Annotated in this window: 18 protein-coding genes; 12 read left to right on the top strand and 6 right to left on the bottom strand. The window is 43.7% G+C overall.

Annotation, left to right across the window (positions count from 1 at the left end):
* Positions 1-132 precede the first annotated feature (132 nt).
* The 3 genes from FIV04_RS25080 to FIV04_RS25070 all read left to right on the top strand — a co-directional run bounded on the left by FIV04_RS25080 (position 133) and on the right by FIV04_RS25070 (position 3,354).
* Positions 133-924: a nucleotidyltransferase domain-containing protein gene (locus FIV04_RS25080; protein WP_152471104.1), complete on the top strand. Its 792-nt coding sequence runs from the start codon at positions 133-135 to the stop codon at positions 922-924.
* A 236-nt stretch (positions 925-1,160) separates the two neighbouring features.
* Positions 1,161-1,718, top strand: coding sequence for an alkyl hydroperoxide reductase subunit C (gene ahpC / locus FIV04_RS25075; RefSeq protein ID WP_152471103.1), 558 nt, complete (start codon positions 1,161-1,163; stop codon positions 1,716-1,718).
* Positions 1,719-2,130: 412 nt separating this feature from the next.
* Entirely contained in the window at positions 2,131-3,354 is a 1,224-nt protein-coding gene (locus tag FIV04_RS25070; protein WP_152471102.1) for an MFS transporter, read from the top strand.
* Between the two features lie 56 nt (positions 3,355-3,410).
* Here FIV04_RS25070 and FIV04_RS25065 read toward each other — a convergent pair whose 3' ends face one another.
* On the bottom strand, positions 3,411-3,887 hold the full coding sequence (locus FIV04_RS25065; RefSeq protein ID WP_152471101.1) for a peroxiredoxin: 477 nt from the start codon (positions 3,885-3,887) through the stop codon (positions 3,411-3,413).
* Positions 3,888-4,121: 234 nt separating this feature from the next.
* On the opposite strand from FIV04_RS25065, the gene FIV04_RS25060 reads away from it, so the two are divergent.
* The 3 genes from FIV04_RS25060 to FIV04_RS25050 all read left to right on the top strand — a co-directional run bounded on the left by FIV04_RS25060 (position 4,122) and on the right by FIV04_RS25050 (position 6,474).
* Positions 4,122-4,853: a PhzF family phenazine biosynthesis protein gene (locus tag FIV04_RS25060; RefSeq protein ID WP_367618270.1), complete on the top strand. Its 732-nt coding sequence runs from the start codon at positions 4,122-4,124 to the stop codon at positions 4,851-4,853.
* A 26-nt stretch (positions 4,854-4,879) separates the two neighbouring features.
* A complete protein-coding gene (locus FIV04_RS25055) occupies positions 4,880-5,164 on the top strand; it encodes a MazG nucleotide pyrophosphohydrolase domain-containing protein (RefSeq protein WP_152471099.1) in 285 nt (94 codons plus the stop codon).
* Between the two features lie 257 nt (positions 5,165-5,421).
* Positions 5,422-6,474 (top strand): hypothetical protein, encoded by a 1,053-nt coding sequence (locus FIV04_RS25050; RefSeq protein ID WP_152471098.1) that lies wholly within the window; start codon positions 5,422-5,424, stop codon positions 6,472-6,474.
* 59 nt (positions 6,475-6,533) lie between these two features.
* Here FIV04_RS25050 and FIV04_RS25045 read toward each other — a convergent pair whose 3' ends face one another.
* Positions 6,534-7,424 (bottom strand): LysR family transcriptional regulator, encoded by an 891-nt coding sequence (locus FIV04_RS25045; RefSeq protein ID WP_152471097.1) that lies wholly within the window; start codon positions 7,422-7,424, stop codon positions 6,534-6,536.
* A gap of 252 nt (positions 7,425-7,676) precedes the next feature.
* Here FIV04_RS25045 and FIV04_RS25040 point away from each other — a divergent pair, with 252 nt between their 5' ends.
* Together FIV04_RS25040 and FIV04_RS25030 are read left to right on the top strand one after the other, a co-directional pair.
* On the top strand, positions 7,677-8,651 hold the full coding sequence (locus FIV04_RS25040; protein ID WP_152471096.1) for an alpha/beta hydrolase: 975 nt from the start codon (positions 7,677-7,679) through the stop codon (positions 8,649-8,651).
* Positions 8,652-9,148: 497 nt separating this feature from the next.
* Entirely contained in the window at positions 9,149-10,180 is a 1,032-nt protein-coding gene (locus FIV04_RS25030; protein WP_152471094.1) for an HlyD family secretion protein, read from the top strand.
* A 97-nt stretch (positions 10,181-10,277) separates the two neighbouring features.
* Here FIV04_RS25030 and FIV04_RS25025 read toward each other — a convergent pair whose 3' ends face one another.
* Both FIV04_RS25025 and FIV04_RS25020 read right to left on the bottom strand, forming a co-directional pair.
* Positions 10,278-10,748 carry a Dps family protein gene (locus FIV04_RS25025; RefSeq protein WP_150873190.1) on the bottom strand — a complete coding sequence of 157 codons (471 nt, stop codon included), beginning with the start codon at positions 10,746-10,748 and terminating at the stop codon, positions 10,278-10,280.
* Positions 10,749-10,899: 151 nt separating this feature from the next.
* Positions 10,900-11,793 (bottom strand): LysR family transcriptional regulator, encoded by an 894-nt coding sequence (locus tag FIV04_RS25020; protein ID WP_152471093.1) that lies wholly within the window; start codon positions 11,791-11,793, stop codon positions 10,900-10,902.
* A gap of 173 nt (positions 11,794-11,966) precedes the next feature.
* Here FIV04_RS25020 and tnpA point away from each other — a divergent pair, with 173 nt between their 5' ends.
* The 3 genes from tnpA to FIV04_RS25000 all read left to right on the top strand — a co-directional run bounded on the left by tnpA (position 11,967) and on the right by FIV04_RS25000 (position 13,395).
* Entirely contained in the window at positions 11,967-12,404 is a 438-nt protein-coding gene (gene tnpA / locus FIV04_RS25010) for an IS200/IS605 family transposase (protein WP_152470858.1), read from the top strand.
* Positions 12,405-12,511: 107 nt separating this feature from the next.
* Entirely contained in the window at positions 12,512-12,973 is a 462-nt protein-coding gene (locus tag FIV04_RS25005) for a DMT family transporter (protein ID WP_152471091.1), read from the top strand.
* Positions 12,970-13,395 (top strand): DMT family transporter, encoded by a 426-nt coding sequence (locus tag FIV04_RS25000; RefSeq protein ID WP_152471090.1) that lies wholly within the window; start codon positions 12,970-12,972, stop codon positions 13,393-13,395. Before FIV04_RS25005 ends, FIV04_RS25000 begins: the two co-directional genes overlap by 4 nt.
* A gap of 65 nt (positions 13,396-13,460) precedes the next feature.
* Here the strand turns inward: FIV04_RS25000 and FIV04_RS24995 are convergent, their stop codons facing one another.
* Complete coding sequence (locus tag FIV04_RS24995; RefSeq protein WP_152471089.1) at positions 13,461-13,829, bottom strand: VOC family protein; 369 nt, start codon at positions 13,827-13,829, stop codon at positions 13,461-13,463.
* Between the two features lie 178 nt (positions 13,830-14,007).
* Complete coding sequence (locus tag FIV04_RS24990) at positions 14,008-15,558, bottom strand: glutamate synthase-related protein (RefSeq protein WP_152471088.1); 1,551 nt, start codon at positions 15,556-15,558, stop codon at positions 14,008-14,010.
* A 129-nt stretch (positions 15,559-15,687) separates the two neighbouring features.
* Here FIV04_RS24990 and FIV04_RS24985 point away from each other — a divergent pair, with 129 nt between their 5' ends.
* Positions 15,688-16,212: a GNAT family N-acetyltransferase gene (locus FIV04_RS24985; protein ID WP_152471087.1), complete on the top strand. Its 525-nt coding sequence runs from the start codon at positions 15,688-15,690 to the stop codon at positions 16,210-16,212.
* The last annotated feature ends 53 nt before the right edge of the window (positions 16,213-16,265 follow it).

The raw sequence follows: 16,265 nt of genomic DNA, 5'->3' as shown, positions 1-16,265 counted from the left end.
GACGTGACCACTTTACTTATTTCCTTAAAATACATGTTGCTTTTATCTAGAAAATTGACGATTCTATAATGCTGCGTAAATTTTACCGCACCAGCAGTTGCGACCGACAACAATTTTCTTCAAAGGTAAAATATGAAATTCCCTCAATCTCTTCCTCAATCTCACAAAGCACTTCTGCAAGACATTCTGGTTGTTCTCATTGAAGACCCGCGTATTTGCGGTATTGGCCTCAGTGGCTCCTATGCATCAGATACGATGGATCAATACAGCGACTTAGACTTTGTTATTGCAATCGAGCCAAGCCAATATCAAGAAGTGTTTGAACAACGTTTCGATATCTTGAATCAGTTCGAGGAGATGTTGGCAGGTTTCTCGGGCGAACATGTAGGAGAGCCAAGACTGATTGTCAGCGTATTCGGTGGTACAGAGCTTATCCATGTAGATTTCAAGTTTGTGTCTCTGCCAGATGCCGCTCAACGAGTCGATGACACGCAAGTGATCTGGCAACGCGGTACCTGTTTGAGTGATGTGTTTGCAACGGCTGAACCGTACTACCCTCAGCCCGATGCTCAGTGGATTGAAGACAGAATCTGGATTTGGGTTCATTATGCGGCAACGAAGATCGCACGTGGTGAGTACTTTGAAAGCTTAGAATTTCTCTCATTTTTGCGTTTTACGGCATTATCGCCACTAGCACTACAGCAAGCTGGGATGACACCATCAGGTGTTCGTACTATTGAAAAAAGGTTACCGGAATTCGCTGCCAAGTTAGTGAAAACGGTGGCGATGCCTGAAAGAGCATCACTCATTGCAGCACTAAAACAGTGTGTTTCGGTCTACTTAGAGCTGCAGGCTAAAGAGAACGTTACCATCAACGTAAAGGCGAAAGAGGCCAGTATCGAGTATTTGGAAGGGCTAGAGTGACATTGCCCCTAACTTAATTCTTGATGGTGTGACTCCATTTGTGGATATAAGCGGACCTTTTGGGTCCGTTTTTTGTTGGTACTCACAGCACTGTTTTTGTTCAGGTTTCTTTTGATAGGTTTTACCTACTGAATTGATAGAAAAGTCCAAATTTACCCTTCTAAAGATTCGATGCAATATAACCCCAACAGCGCAAGAGAGCGCAAACACAACCGAATTATTGAGAGAGTAAAATCATGATCAACACAGAAATCAAACCATTCAACGCAACGGCATTCAAAAACGGCGAATTCGTAGAAATCTCAGAGCAAGACGTGAAAGGTAAGTGGGCAGTATTCTTCTTCTACCCAGCAGATTTTACTTTTGTATGTCCTACTGAACTTGTAGACCTACAAGAGAAATACGCAGAGCTTCAATCTCGTGGCGTGGAAGTTTACTCAGTATCAACTGACACACACTTCTCTCACAAAGCATGGCACGACACTTCTGACAAAATCGGTACTATCGAGTACTTCATGGTAGGCGACCAGACTGGCACTATCACAGATAACTTCAACGTAATGCGTGAAGGTCAAGGCCTAGCAGACCGCGCTACGTTCCTAATCGACCCAGAAGGTGTTATCCAAGCAATGGAAATCACTGCTGAAGGCATCGGTCGTGATGCTGAAGACCTACTACGCAAAGTTAAAGCGGCTCAGTACGTTGCCAACAACCCAGGTGAAGTTTGTCCAGCTAAATGGAAAGAAGGTGAAGAGACTCTAGCACCATCTCTAGACCTAGTAGGTAAGATCTAAGCATCTGTTAACCTGTTCTACAGGCCCGCCTTAGCCTGCCTCCTAAAGGGCTTTGGTGCGCCGCCCTAAATCCTAACGCTTCACCATGATACCGAGATATGTTCGCTTGGTTTTACGAAAGTAAGTCATATGGTGAGGTGTAAGTTCTCCCTCTGTCCAACACGTTCTTGTTAGAAACTTGTCGCAAATTCGACACCACTCCTATGGATTTAGGAGTGGCTTTTTTGCATCTGTAGAAAGTTTATTATTAGTTTTTATCTAACAATTTAGTAGGTATTGTTCGTCTAGTTGTCACTAATCTCTTCTCCTATGATCTCCCTATCGACGTACAACCGCAATCGTACGTCCATACACTTTACACAAAGCAAGCTACGAAAAATCTATTCCGCTTGCTTGCAATGGGAAATCAACAATGAATACAGCAACTCAAAGTGCTACGTCAAAATACAGCGTGGGATTAACTCTACTCGCAGGATTACCTCTTTTTACCCTTTTGCCACTTGGCTTGGACATCTTCTTGCCCGCGGTATATCAGATCGGCGAATTTTTCAGTAACCAAGGAGTACCGTCGTTAGCGATCAGTGTGTATATGCTGTTCTGGGGACTAGGGCAACTGTTTTGGGGTGGTATGGCTGATACCATCGGAAAGAAAAATATCGCTCTGATTGGCCTTTTGTTGTTCGCTTTAAGCTCTTACTTAATCTCTGGGGTGTCGGCAAATGAGACGACTCAGTTCTTAGCCTATCGCGCACTTCAAAGCTTTGGTGGGAGCGCGTGTTTCACCGCTATCTTTGCAATCATTCGCATGCGATTTGAGGGTGAAACACTGAACAAAGCGTACAGCTACTTAAATGGTATTTTGGCGTTCGTGCCTGTAAGTGCACCTTTAGCCGGTGCTTACATTATTGAAAACAATGAATGGTTCACTCTATTTACCATCATGGCTACGCTGGGTGCGATAAGCATGGTTTGGATTGTTCTAACATTGCCTAATGACAGAACTAAGGGGGCGGTCAGCCAGTCCGAGATTAGTGGTTCTCTAATCAAGCGTTACGTGTCAGTGCTGGCTAACACTCGTTTTAGAACCTACTTGTTCTTTGCCTTGGTTGCACAGAGTCTGTTTATCTACCTTTTAACGGTCGCACCTATGTACTTAATGGGTAAACTCCAAGTGTCACAAGTCGCGTTTGGTCAGATGTTCATGGTGATTGCCGTTGTGTTTATGGTCGGCAGCTTTTTGTCTCCAAAAGTGAATGCGTTGATGAGTATAAAATCACTAATTGCACTTTCACTGACACTTATTGTGGCTGGTGGCGCACTGATGTTTGCCATGAGCGGTGTTGACGCGTGGTACTCATTAATTGGTCCAATGGTGATCATCGCTATCGGCTGTACCATTCTTTTGAGTAGCAGCCCTGCCAATGCACTAGCAGAGTTTAAAGAGAACGCAGGCATTGCAAGTGGCCTATACACGGCGACGACTTTTGGCGCTGGTGCACTTATCTCAGCCTTGTTTACAAAGTTAATCGACAACACGGATTTGACTCAAGTATCACTAGTGTATGCGCTATTTGCAGCCTTCGCGTTAGTGGTTTTCTCACTGAATAAAACCGTTAAACAAGATTCAATACATTAAAAAATAAGGCTCAGCGTTTCGGCTGAGCCCTCATTTTATCTATCCGGTATTTCGGATTACTTCAAAGCCGCCAAAATTGTCTCGGCTTTGCTTGCTTCAAATTGCTTTGGTTCTTCAACATTGAGTTGAGTGACTACGCCATTTTCCACGATCATTGCGTATCTTTGAGAACGCACACCACCAAAGGTCGCGGTATCCATCTCTAACCCAAGTGCTTTAGTAAAACTTGCATCACCATCGCCAAGCATCAAAATTTCGTCAGCATTGTGTGCCTTGCCCCATGCGCTCATCACAAATGCATCGTTAACAGACACACATGCAATCGCGTCAACGCCTGCGGCTTTGATTTGGTCTGCTAAAACGACATAGCCGGGTAGGTGGGCTTCAGAACACGTTGGTGTAAATGCGCCTGGTACTGCAAAAAGTACGACTTTCTTGTTTGCAAAGAGCTCTTCCGTTGAGTGATTCTGCATTCCTTCATCGGTCAGTTCGCTAAGAGTTGCACTCGGTAGTGTTTGGCCTTGCTGGATCATGTTTGCTTTCCTTGTTGTGTTTGTAATAAACAGTGTAGCGAGCAATGGTGAATTGAACCACCGACAGAAAGTAAGGGATTGAGAATATTACTAAAAGTGAGTCATAGACTATTCGTATCACTCGCGATATCTTGGTGTTTACTTAAGCGTTTTCTCCAAGTTGATGACCGTTGATCGCTCGCTGAAGGTTAAAACAGGATAGGTAGGTGCATTATTAGAACGATGATTTTCGATGTGTTTTCTGGGGAGTTTCAATCTGGAAACCCTTGCGGTGTGGTGATGCTGGATGAGTGGTTGACTGACGCAGAACTGCTCCAATTGAGTCAACAACTAGGGCAACCGGTAACTTCGTTTTTGATTAAGTCGAATGGACAATTCCAGATTCGTTGGTTTTCATTGGAAAGTGAAATTAACCTGTGTGGTCATGGTAGTTTAGGAGCCGGTGCCTTTGTTATCACCACATATCAACTTAATAAAGTAGATCTACACAGTCAGTACGGCACAGTAACGGTTCAGAAGCGAGATGAGGGTTATTGCATGACACTACCTGCCTGGAAAGGTGAGTCTGGTGTCATTCCTGAATCATTAAATGGCAGTTTCATGCAAGTGGATGACGTACTTTTTACTCGCGATTTAGTGATCGTTTTACCAGATGAACAATCTGTTGCCAACTTTCTACCTGACCAACAAAAAATTAAGCAGATTCGTAAACATCATGCTCTGATTGTTACTGCGTCGAGTGGCGATAGCGAGTACGTTTTAAGGTATTTCGCGCCCAACATCGGTATAGATGAAGATTTTGCGACAGGGTCAGCACAATGCTCGTTAGCTCCGTATTGGTTTGATAAGCTTGGCGTGGAAACTCTGAGTGTTCGCCAATTATCTAAAGCGGGTGGTCTGTTTCATGTCGAGAAGGCTTCAGACTCGTTGATCACCGTTATCGCCAATGTGACTCTTCGAACATAAACAGTAGATAAGCGTAAAAGGAAGTTATGAAATTATCTGAATTACAAAGCCATATTAAAGCGTTTGATCATGCCCCTGAGCTGTCGGATCACTATTTCTTAAAGTTGATAGAAGAAGTTGGTGAAGTGTCGGAAGCCATTCGTAAAGGGCAAAGTGGTCAGCCAGCATTAGAAGAGTTAAAGGGTTCGCTTGCTGAAGAGTTGTATGATGTTCTCTACTACGTCTGTGCTTTGGCAAACATCTACGACGTGGACTTAGAGAAAACTCACGAACTTAAAGAAGTTCTAAACAAAGCTAAGTACAACCGCTAATGCTCTTTAGCGTATCCGTTTAATCGGAGCCCAACGTCTATGTTTTTTTATCGAACTTGCTTTGGATGGTCACATAGTCACGTGCAAAGCAGCTTCTACTCATTTTTTCCCAAACTATGAACTAGTATCTCTAAGTTATGACAATAGAAAGGTAGATCGTTTCGTCTCACGCTTTATGCTTGTTGCACAATACAGCCGATTTATAGGCGCCACTACCCTTGTACTATGGCGCTAAATGATTGAATTAGAGACTATTGATGAAGAAAATAATTCTAGCTGCACTGATATGTTGTGCTTCCAATGCTCACGCTGAATGGGTCAAGCCTAGCGAGAGATATGCGAATGAATACAAGAAGCATGAAAGTGCAGTTTGTCCTATCGAAAAGAGCGATATTCGCCATTTTGTCTATTTTGCGAGAGACAGGGCCGGCATCCAAAATCACCCATTACTGAAATCTAATAGTTTTGCTGGCGCCCAGATCATGTATCCGTGGGCGGAGTTAGAGCCTGTAGAGGGCGAATATGACTTTTCTCAAATCGAAGCGGATCTCCAATATCTAGAAGCGCACGGAAAAAAGCTATTTATCCAGCTTCAGGATGCGACGTTTACAACCACCTTTAAAGGTGTCCCTGAATACCTTCTGACGGAAAAGTACGATGGTGGCGTTGTTAAACAGATTACGGATGATGGCGTGCATGAAGGCTGGGTGGCCAAAAGGTGGAACAAAGACGTCAATCAACGTTTTGCGAAACTGATTGTTGCCTTGGGTAAGGCGTTCGACGGCCGTATTGAAGGCATAAACCTTCAAGAATCTGCCATCGGCGTGACAAGCGAGATATCTCCGGGATTTACTAATGAGGCTTATGTAGCAGCGATAAAGTCGAATATGGATGCATTAAGTTCAGGTTTTGAACAGTCCGCTACAATTCAGTACGCGAACTTTATGCCTGGCGAATGGCTGCCGTGGGAAGATGAAGGTTATCTTAAGTCCATTTACGAATATGGCGAGAGCATTGGTGTTGGCCTCGGTGCACCAGATTTGATGCCAAAACGTAAAGGACAGCTAAACCATGCGCTTGCGATGATGCATGAGAGTGACTACTCGGTACCCCTGAGTATTGCAGTTCAAGATGGCAATTACATTGGCAAAACCAACAGTATGGATGTTGAGAGCGGTCGTGAAAACCTAGTGCCACGCTTAGTCTCTTTTGCTACGAAGTTTTTGAAAGTCGACTACATGTTCTGGGTAAACCAAGAGCCATACTTCGAGCAAGATGTCCTATCTTGTTTTGATGGTCAGGGAAAATAAACTCAACCGACTTAAATACAAAAGAGCTTAAAGCACTCACTTTAAGCTCTTTTTTTCATTCATTTGAGCATCCGTTGGGAATAATCACGGATTTCTCTTAAGGCGTATGAAATCACCTCGTTATGTTCTAATGCTGGAGAGAAGAATACGCAGATATTGTAATCAATAGTATTTGCGAGTTCATAACAGTCCACTTTTTTGATGTACCCCAACTGAAGATAGTCTTTTGCGAACTCATCGGGAAGTGCTGCCCAGCCTCCTTGTTTTAGCAGCTCTATAACAAGATCATTGCTGCTTATTAAACTGTAATTCGGTGATATTTTGGTACCTTGCAGCTCGGCATCAAAGTGAGTTTCAAAAATATACTGTTTGCTCAATTGCAGTTCTGCTATACGCACATTTTCCCTGTTCGCGAGTGTATGGCTGCTACCCGTATAGATGGAGAGAGGTACTCTACCCAAATTGATGTAATTGACCTCTTTATCAGGTTTCACCAACATTTTTATTGGCATTAAAGCAAGGTGTGCTTGTCTTGAAATCAAATCTTCCATCGCTTGCTGGCGGTGCTTTTGAAGCCAGTTGACCTGTACCTCAGGGTGTCGCTCTTCCATCATATTTGCGATATGGGCTATGAGGGACGCGGGAACAATGGGGTCGTAATAAATGTTTAAAGTTAGTAGCTCTTGTTCAAAAGAGTGAAGAGCGGCTTGTTCAAACTCTTCGATTTGTCGAGCAATAGCAATGCTCCGAGGAAATAACTGCTTTGCTGGCGCCGTTGGTATTGCAGAACGCCCAACAATCTCAAACAGCGCCACACCTATATTGTCTTCTAGTATCGTTACATGTTCACGCACGGTAGAGCGATCTCTGCCGATCTTGCGCGCTGCTGCACTGTAAGAACCTTCCTCATAAACAGCACAGAAACTAATTATTTGGTCTCGGGTAAACATAGATGGCACCAGTTCAGATAGTCAGAATTCATCATAACGAGTAGAACATGGATGATAAAGAAATGAAACTAGCTATATTTTGCTCTCTTCCTGTTGTTTGAATGGCTAACCCCATCATAAGTGGTTATTTGATTCTAGTTTTGGTGGGTATATTTGTCTTGTCGCAGCGAGATAGCGTACTAAGTAATGAAGGTATTTGGTTGCTGTTTTTAAGCTGAAAAATCATATAGTAATTTATAGGTGAGGCAGATTATGTTCAAAATTAACCATCTAACAAAAGCAGTATTGGCATCAGCATTGATTGGTTTTACGAGCTTTACAATGGCAGGCGAACATCAAGTCATTGAAGGGGTAGTTTATGGTCAGGGTGATATTACAAGCAACGGTAAAGTAGAACCAAGAGACTTATGGATGGATGCATACTTGCCTTCTACATCAGACGGTGAAGCAACAGAAGCGATTTTTATGACATTTGGCGGTGCCTATCACCGAGGACACCCGCATAACCCTTATCTAATTGAAGGTGCGCAAACTACTTCAATGAAAGAGTACTGCGAAACGTTCGTCAAACAAGGTTATGCCTGTTTCACCATCGACTATCGTGTAGCCCCGGAAATTCCCGTACCAACAGGGGAAGGCTATAGCAAAGACATGCTGGACCTAGCACCAGCAGCCAATATGGAAGGGCAAGTTAACATTGTACGTTCACTCATGAATCTACCTCCGCTCGATTTTTCAAATAGGTCGGATGTAGAGATTGTAGAAAACACCGTTTTGGCGGCAGCGGAAGACCTGAGAACCGCAGTTAACTTTGTTAAAGAGAATGCCAAAGAATACAACATTGACCCGGATAAGATTGTGTTGGGCGGTTTTTCGGCAGGAGCAATTACCAGTCTCAACGTTGGGCATGGTATGCAGGAACCTGTTGCGGGCGTAATGATGTTGGGTACGGCAGAAATCGGCTTTGATATTAAAAAGACAGTGGTGGATGGTAAATCAGTCAGTCCAATCCTTATGTTTCAAGGGCAGTATGACTTACCTGCAACCTTTATGGGGACTCCGGAACTGTTAAAGCATTACGAAAAGGTTGGCGTCGATTATTCATACTCATGGGTACCAGGAGCGAGTCACTTTTACCCATCAGGTGCGGTCGCTTTGTCAGGTGACGGCCTTCGTCAACCAATCGAGCAGAGAATGCTAGCGTTTATCGAGCGTGTGACAAAATAAATTCAGTCACATATAGAGTGGCCTAGCTATCGGTAGGGCCACTGATTGCTTACAAGCCTAAAAGCTCGATCTCTGAGCTCAGACCATCAATTTCTAACCATCATGGATTTGTCTTAAATTACTTGGTGGTCTGCGTTATTAAAGCTCTCGATTACGGGATGTAACTTGGGTAATCATTGAGGTTTTGTCATGATAATTCACAATACAAGCTTAACCTATGAGGCTCTACCAACGGTATATCCTCTATTGAATACGCCTATTTTCATGTGGGCGATAGTCATCTTTACTGTTTTACTTCTTTGCTGGGTGTTGAAGAAGCTTTGGTACATTCATTCTATACCAAAAATGAAAGCTAAAGAGGAAGGCTTGGCTCAAGCTAAACTTGTCTTTTGGCTCTGCATAATGGGTCTAGTGTGGAAGCCACTTTGGATTGCAGCTGTTATCGCCATAGTGACTGACTGGAGTAAAGTACAGCATTGGCTGAAAGGAGCGCGCGCATGAAAGAAATAATGCTTCCTTATATTCTTCTCGTTTGGCTACTGTTTAAGTTTAAACTGCTAGAGCGCACACCAAGCAACTATTTCACTACAACTCTTATCGGAGTTTTTTTGATGGTAAGTCTGTTTTTTGCGCACCGGTTTTATTCACCTGCTGACTTAACAAATTCTACGACAGTGAAAGCATCGCACGCGATATTATCTCCGGCATTCGGCCAGCAAATTGACCGTGTGTACATCGACCACAATCAGGAAGTGAAAGAAGGTGAAATTCTTTACACATTAAAAGACGACAATATCAAAGCATCGATTATTGAAGTCGAGTCAGAAGCATTTGAGATAGTTCAGCTCATATCCGCTAAGCAAATTGAATTAAAACAAGCCCAGAGAAATCATGTGAGAAATGTGGGTGTTGGCGAGCATGTTTCAAAAGAGGTGTTAGAGCAGTCTGCTGACTTGATAGAGATATTAGAGGCCGAACTAGCGATATTGGAGGCTAAACATACCGGGTTGAAGGCTCGTTTAGCTCACCTGAATTTCGAATACGACAGATTAACTGTTCGAGCCCCCTTTGATGGTATGGTTACCCATGTTTTCATTGCAGATGGTTCACGAGTTGGTGCGTTACATCTTTGGGATGTGAATAAGAAATTTATTGAAATGAGAATCCCTGATCAAGCTTATAAAAACATCCGAGCTGGGCAGTTTAGTGAGTTTTATGTGGATGCATATCCAGGTGAGATTTTTCGCGCCAAGGTGCACAGTATCGTAAATGCTACTGGCGAAGCTCAGGGCAATTTGATGCCAATTGAACAACGCGTTTCCAGTCACATTACGATGGGCGCTGCGCCCGTGGGCAGAACGGTAATCCTAGAAATGGATGCTGAAACAATGGCGCTAATGCCAATTGGTGCAACAGGCTCTGCGTGGATAAGTGCTGATAAGCCTCACTCTTTGCTAGGGTTCCTAGATATTATCGGCGGTGCTGGGGTTAGACTGACCTCAGCCAAATCTTATCTTCAAACGCTTTAGCGCTTTGCATTAGAGTGTTGGACTTTCCAAAATGAAATCAAAAAGAGCTTAAAGCAATCGCTTTAAGCTCTTTTTCAATTTAGAAGTAATCAGCTGGTTACTGAAGGTATGCGTTTAGCATCCACATTAGCTTCTCTTGCTCACGGATGTAGTCACCCATAAGAGCTGCTGTACCTTCATCAGATGCGTCACCTGCTTGTTCAAGAATGTCGCGCTGTTTGACTAATAGCTCGCTGAAGCCATTTACTAGTCCAGTTACGCAGTCTTTACCTTGCGTGGCGTTTTGGTGTTCATTGATTGAACTTACTTCAAGGTAGCGGCTGAATGCGTGATCGGGTGTATGACCTAGTGTAAGGATACGTTCTGCGATCTCATCGATTTTGGTTTGAAGGTCAGTATAGATCTCTTCAAATTTCACGTGCAGCTCAAAGAAAGATTCGCCTTTGATGTTCCAGTGGTAACCACGCGCATTCATGTATAGAACTTGGTAGTGAGCAAGCAGTGAATTTAGTTCATGTGCAAGTTGTTGTGATTGTTGGTTATCTAGTCCAATAAAATTCTTAGTCATTTTGTTTACCTTGTTCTTGTTAGGTTATTTTGTTTTGTTGGGTACAGTTTATGCTGTCCCTATGACTAAGAGAAATGGACTGTTTCTATGTTTTTGATAGGTAAAAGCTATCGTTAACCTGAATTATGAAATAGGTTGCTCGCAGTGGCTTTTAGTATATCGGATTCAATTTACTCTCTAAAAAGTCCAGAAAAACTCTGACTTTCTCTGGTACATGACGACGCTCTGGATAGACAGCGTAGATGTTGTGATCAGGTAGGCTGTACTCTTGAAGTACTTCTAACAATTGCCCTGAATCTAGGTGGCTTCTTACTATGAAAGTGGGCATTTGGCATATTCCTAGCCCCTGTAAAAGCATCTCGCAAATTGCATCGCTGTTGTTGACCACGAAGTTACCCTTAGGTTCAACTTTTAGTTTTTCGTTATCACGATAAAAGGTCCACTCAACTCCCGCTTGGAATAGGCTGTAGTAGATACAATTATGATCTTTTAAATCAGACGGTGTTTTCGGAGTCCCATATTCGGCCAGATATTCTGGAGAGGCGCACACTACGCTGTGGCATTGAGCGAGCCTTTTTGCAATCAAGGACGAGTCTTTGAGCTCACCAATACGTATGCCGACATCGTAACCGCCTTCAATCATCTCTACGACTTTGTCATCCATGCTCAGTACCACTTTGATATCTGGGTACTGGTCGAGAAATTCTTTTAATAACGGGACTAAGTGCAATCTAGAAAACGTCATTGGTGCATTGATTTTCAATGTGCCTTTGGGCTTTCCCTGATGGAGTGTGGTTGCATTGATCCCTTGTTGAGCGATGAATAGGGCGTTGCACGCATAGTCAGAGAACTGCTCTCCGGCCTCAGTCAGTGTGAGTTTACGAGTGCTACGGTGGAATAAACGCGTGCCGAGGTTATCTTCCAGACTGGAAATACGTTTGCTGACTGCGGACTTTGTCATATTCAAGCGTTCTGCTGCTGCAGAGAACGAGCCCGATTCCACGACAGCGACAAAAACAGGTATGGCTGAAAATACATCTCTCATTGTTGAATTTAACTCAACTTAGTTGTTATTAAGTGGATATTATACTTGTTTAATTGTCATCCCTAAACCACCGCCTTTGGCGGTGGTGATTGTTCCTAGGGGCTGTTGCCCGAAAACACGCCCATGTTAGAAGTAATGCTCTTATTCACCACAAGTAAGAGGAAACAAATAACATGGGCGATTATAGAAGTTCATCACACGTCTATTGGCGATGCAAATACCATATCGTTTGGACCCCAAAGTATCGGTTTAAAATTCTCAAGGGTAATGTTGCCAAGGAACTGTATAAGTCAATCTACATACTTTGCAATATGAAGGATTGTGAAGTACTGGAGTTAAATATTCAGCCAGATCACGTTCATCTAGTTGTTATCGTTCCACCAAAAGTTTCGATCTCAACATTGATGGGTATTTTAAAGGGTCGGTCTGCCATTCGATTGTTTAATAAGTTTGCCCACATTCGAAAGAAGCTTTGGGGTAATCATTTTTGGGCGAGAGGGTACTTTGTCGATACGATAGGTGTGAACGAGGCCATAATTCGGCACTACGTTAGACATCAAGACAAGAAAGACCAAGAGTATGAAGCGCAGTTAGAATTGAAGATGAACTAACAGCGTGGGAACGCCCCCTTTTAGGGGGCTGAAAACTAAAGCCGCCTTCTAAGAAGGCGGATTTTTACTGCCTAATTATAATCATGCCATCTTTAAGAGGGTAGATTATGTTAGAGAAACTAAGTTTGAGCCTTATGGCCGTATTTAGCGGTGTGTTATTGGCTTTGATGATTAATGTGAATAGTGAGTTGGCCGTTGCAACGTCTGCTTTTCAAGCGTCCTGGATTGCTCATGGTGTCGGCGGCATAGTAGCGCTCTTCTTGTATTGGATATTTAAGAGTCGTGGCAGTTCGCAGGAAAAGCTAGAGGTAAAGAACCGATATTGGTTTGGTGGAATACCTGGGGCTTTTACCGTGGTCTTAGCTTCGATAACGGTACAGAGTGAAATTGGCCTGACAGGAACGTTAGCTCTGGCGCTGATTGGGCAATTTGCGTTGTCACTTTTGATCGAGCAATTTGGACTGTTCAACCAACCGACGGTAAGGTTATCGCTTGCCAATCTCGTTCCTACATTGTTTGTAACAGCAGGAGCGTTATTGATTATTTACGCTAAGGTAGGCGGCCAATGATTTTTGTGTTGATTGGAATACTGAACGGCTTCTGTATCACATTGAGTCGAGTCTTTAACGGGCAGCTTTCCACGAAATACGGCGCCTTTCATGCGTCTTTAGTGAACCATGTTGTTGGCTTTCTGTTGTTATCCATACTGCTGCTCACTATGTCGGTTTCACTATTGGGCCCTTTGCAGGCTATGCCAAGCGAACCCTTATTATATCTCGGTGGTGTCATTGGAGCTTTATATGTCGCAGTTAACAGCTTCGTAATAGTGAGGTTAGGTTCGACAAACTCCATCGTATTGGTGGTGGCTGGCCAGATGTTGTTTGGCCTCGTCGTGGAAATGTACACCAAAGGTCTAGCGACTTTAGAAATGCAAATGATTGGAGCAGTTTTGGTGGTTTTTGGCGTGCTTTTGAAAGGACGTACTTCGTAATGATGCACTTAACTCGCAGTTTTAACCTTCGAATTATTTGCTAGAACGGCGAGTTAACGAGAGTGCTAAGGGTAGACACTCACTTCGACTAAGTTTTTATCGGGGTCTGAAAAGTACACGGATTGGATTGTGCCAACGGCACCAGATTTTGCGATTGGACCTTCAATGACCTCGATGTTTTCTTTATCCAAGTGATTAATCACTTGTTCTAGTGGCCAATTGGCAATTAAACAGAGATCACCAGAACCAACATTAGCGATGTTTCGTGGCTCTTGTCCTAACAATTGAAAATTGATCTTTTGGTTTCCGAATTTGACTGCCTTGCGACCGTTAGCAAAAGTCACTTCTTCCATGCATAACACACGTGTGTAGAACTCGACAGCTCTCTCTATATCAGAAACAGTAAGAACAATATGATCGAAATGGCTAATCATCTTCACACTCTTTTGGGACATTTATTGTCGTTATTTTAATCAGACTGACCACAAGTAAACAAAGACTTATCTAATTTATGAGAAGTGGGCAGTGAAGAGATCGAAGGAGTTAGAAAGAACGATGGGTTTGAAAAATTACAGTTTGAGAGAAAGGGCAGTGCGAAACTGCCCGATAAGCTTACTGACCAGTTAAAGTGTAGCCAGAGTATTTGATACCAGAGAGGTGAGCCATTTCGCGATTCCAAGTTGCGAGATCGTTGGGGTTAAATTGGTTGAGATGATTGTGGCCACAGGCTCTCGCCATTACCGTCATTAACTCAGTTGAGGCTTCGAAGAAATTCTTCAACTGGTTCGACGCTTTTTCTACATTCAAACGCTGCCTTAAATCGGCTTTCTGGGTTGCAATGCCTGCGGGGCAGCTGTTGGTGTTACACATTCTGGCCGCCACACAGCCGATGGATTGCATCGCACTGTTAGAAATCGCCACACCATCAGCCCCAAGAGCCATAGCTTTAACAAAGTCCATCGGTACCCGAAGGCCACCAGTGATAATAAGTGTGACACGATCTGACGCGCCTACTTTATCTAGGTAAGCTCGTGCTCTAGCCAAGGCTGGTATTGTAGGAACACTGATGTGGTCTCTAAACATCTCTGGAGCTGCACCTGTACCACCGCCACGGCCATCGAGAATGATGTAGTCTGCTGTTGCATCAAGTGCGAACTGGATATCTTCTTCAATATGGTTGGCGCTTAACTTAAAGCCAATCGGTATTCCGCCCGTCACCTCTCGTACTCGGTTGGCAAATTTCTTGAAGTCGTCAACAGTATTCAGGTCTTTAAATGTCGGTGGGGAAATTGCAGCAGTACCTGCTTCAATGCCTCGTACCTCAGCAATTTTTCCGATGTTTTTGGCTCCGGGTAGGTGGCCTCCCGTCCCTGTTTTCGCACCTTGTCCTCCTTTAAAGTGAAAGGCTTGGACATTTTTTAATTTAGACTCTTCGAACCCAAACCCAGCACTGGCCAGTTCGTAGAAGTAACGGCTATTTGCTGCTTGCTCTTCAGGAAGCATTCCACCTTCTCCGGAACAAATCCCCGTTCCTGCAAGCTCGGCGCCCGTGGCTAAGGATACCTTCGCCTCTTCAGAGAGTGCCCCAAAACTAATGTCAGACACGAACAACGGTATTTTGAGTTTAAGCGGCTTCTTCGCTTTAGGACCGATGACTAGCTCCGTGGAAACAGGAATGTCTTCCATCAGCGGTTTAGTTGCCATTTGAGCGACCATAACCTGAATATCGTCCCAATGGGGAAGCAGGTGTCTTGGCACGCCCATGGAAGTCATAGGACCATGATGCCCCATCTTAGATAGTCCTTCCCGAGCCAGCTGATGGATAAACTCCACTGTGGGTTCAACCTTGGTTGCGGTAGCGACTGGCATAGCATCGACAGTTTGAATTTGTACGCCCGGGCCTTCAGCGCCTATATCAGAATCAGAAAATTGCTTATGGGATCCGTCACAGAAAGGAAGGTTTTGGGAGTGTTTACATTGGCAGAGGTAGCTGTCACCACTCTCTTCAGCCGTAAAAGCTTTGGGTTTGAATTCAGTTCCCGCATGAGAACCATCACAGAAAGGTTGGTTTTTTGACCGTCCACAAGTACAAAAGTAGTACTCTTGGTTAGCCTTCAGTTCAACCTTGATAGGTTTGTTACTCGCGACTATTGGTTTGCTCATCATCACATCCATATATTATTAATTTTTTATGGTTTGCTATCAGGCTAAAGTAAAGTTGGACATCGCGAATATTGCAATTAAGCTCGGTAGAAGGACTCCATAGATTGGATAATAGAATAGGGATACAGAGTGGAACAGAAACGCATAAATATAAGACCAGCCAAAGCCAGTGAGCTGACTGAGGTACATGCTTTAGTTACCTCTAATAATGAGTGGACAAAATATAATGGGCCTTACTTCTCATACTCACACCCAACGCTTGAGCAATTTAAAGCATCGTTTTTCCAGCGGTTACTTTCGGGTACAGAACTACAACTTATTACCGCAGACGATATCCCAATTGGAACAGTGAACTGTTATTGGGAGTGTGAAGAAACACGTTGGTTAGAAGCTGGCGTGGTCATTTATGATGCCAATTATTGGGGGCAGGGCATTGCAGCACTCGCGGTCTCACTCTGGGTTTCTTATCTTTTTGCAACAAAAGAGATTGAGCGAGTGGGTTTAACGACATGGTCGGGTAACCCACGAATGATGTCGCTTGCCTCTAAACTTGGCTTCCAACAAGAAGCGAGGCTGCGCAAAGTCCGCTACTTTGAGGGCGAATACTATGACTCAATTAAATATGGCGTGCTTAGATCAGAGTGGGAAGGGTAATATTATCACTTATCCAATGATAGCCAGTGATGGACACTTTTCGAGTTCAACAC

This window comes from Vibrio sp. THAF190c (genome assembly GCF_009363355.1).
Lineage (GTDB): Bacteria > Pseudomonadota > Gammaproteobacteria > Enterobacterales > Vibrionaceae > Vibrio > Vibrio fortis_A.
Note: the sequence above shows the minus strand (reverse complement) of the source record. Positions and strands in the feature narration are given on the sequence as shown.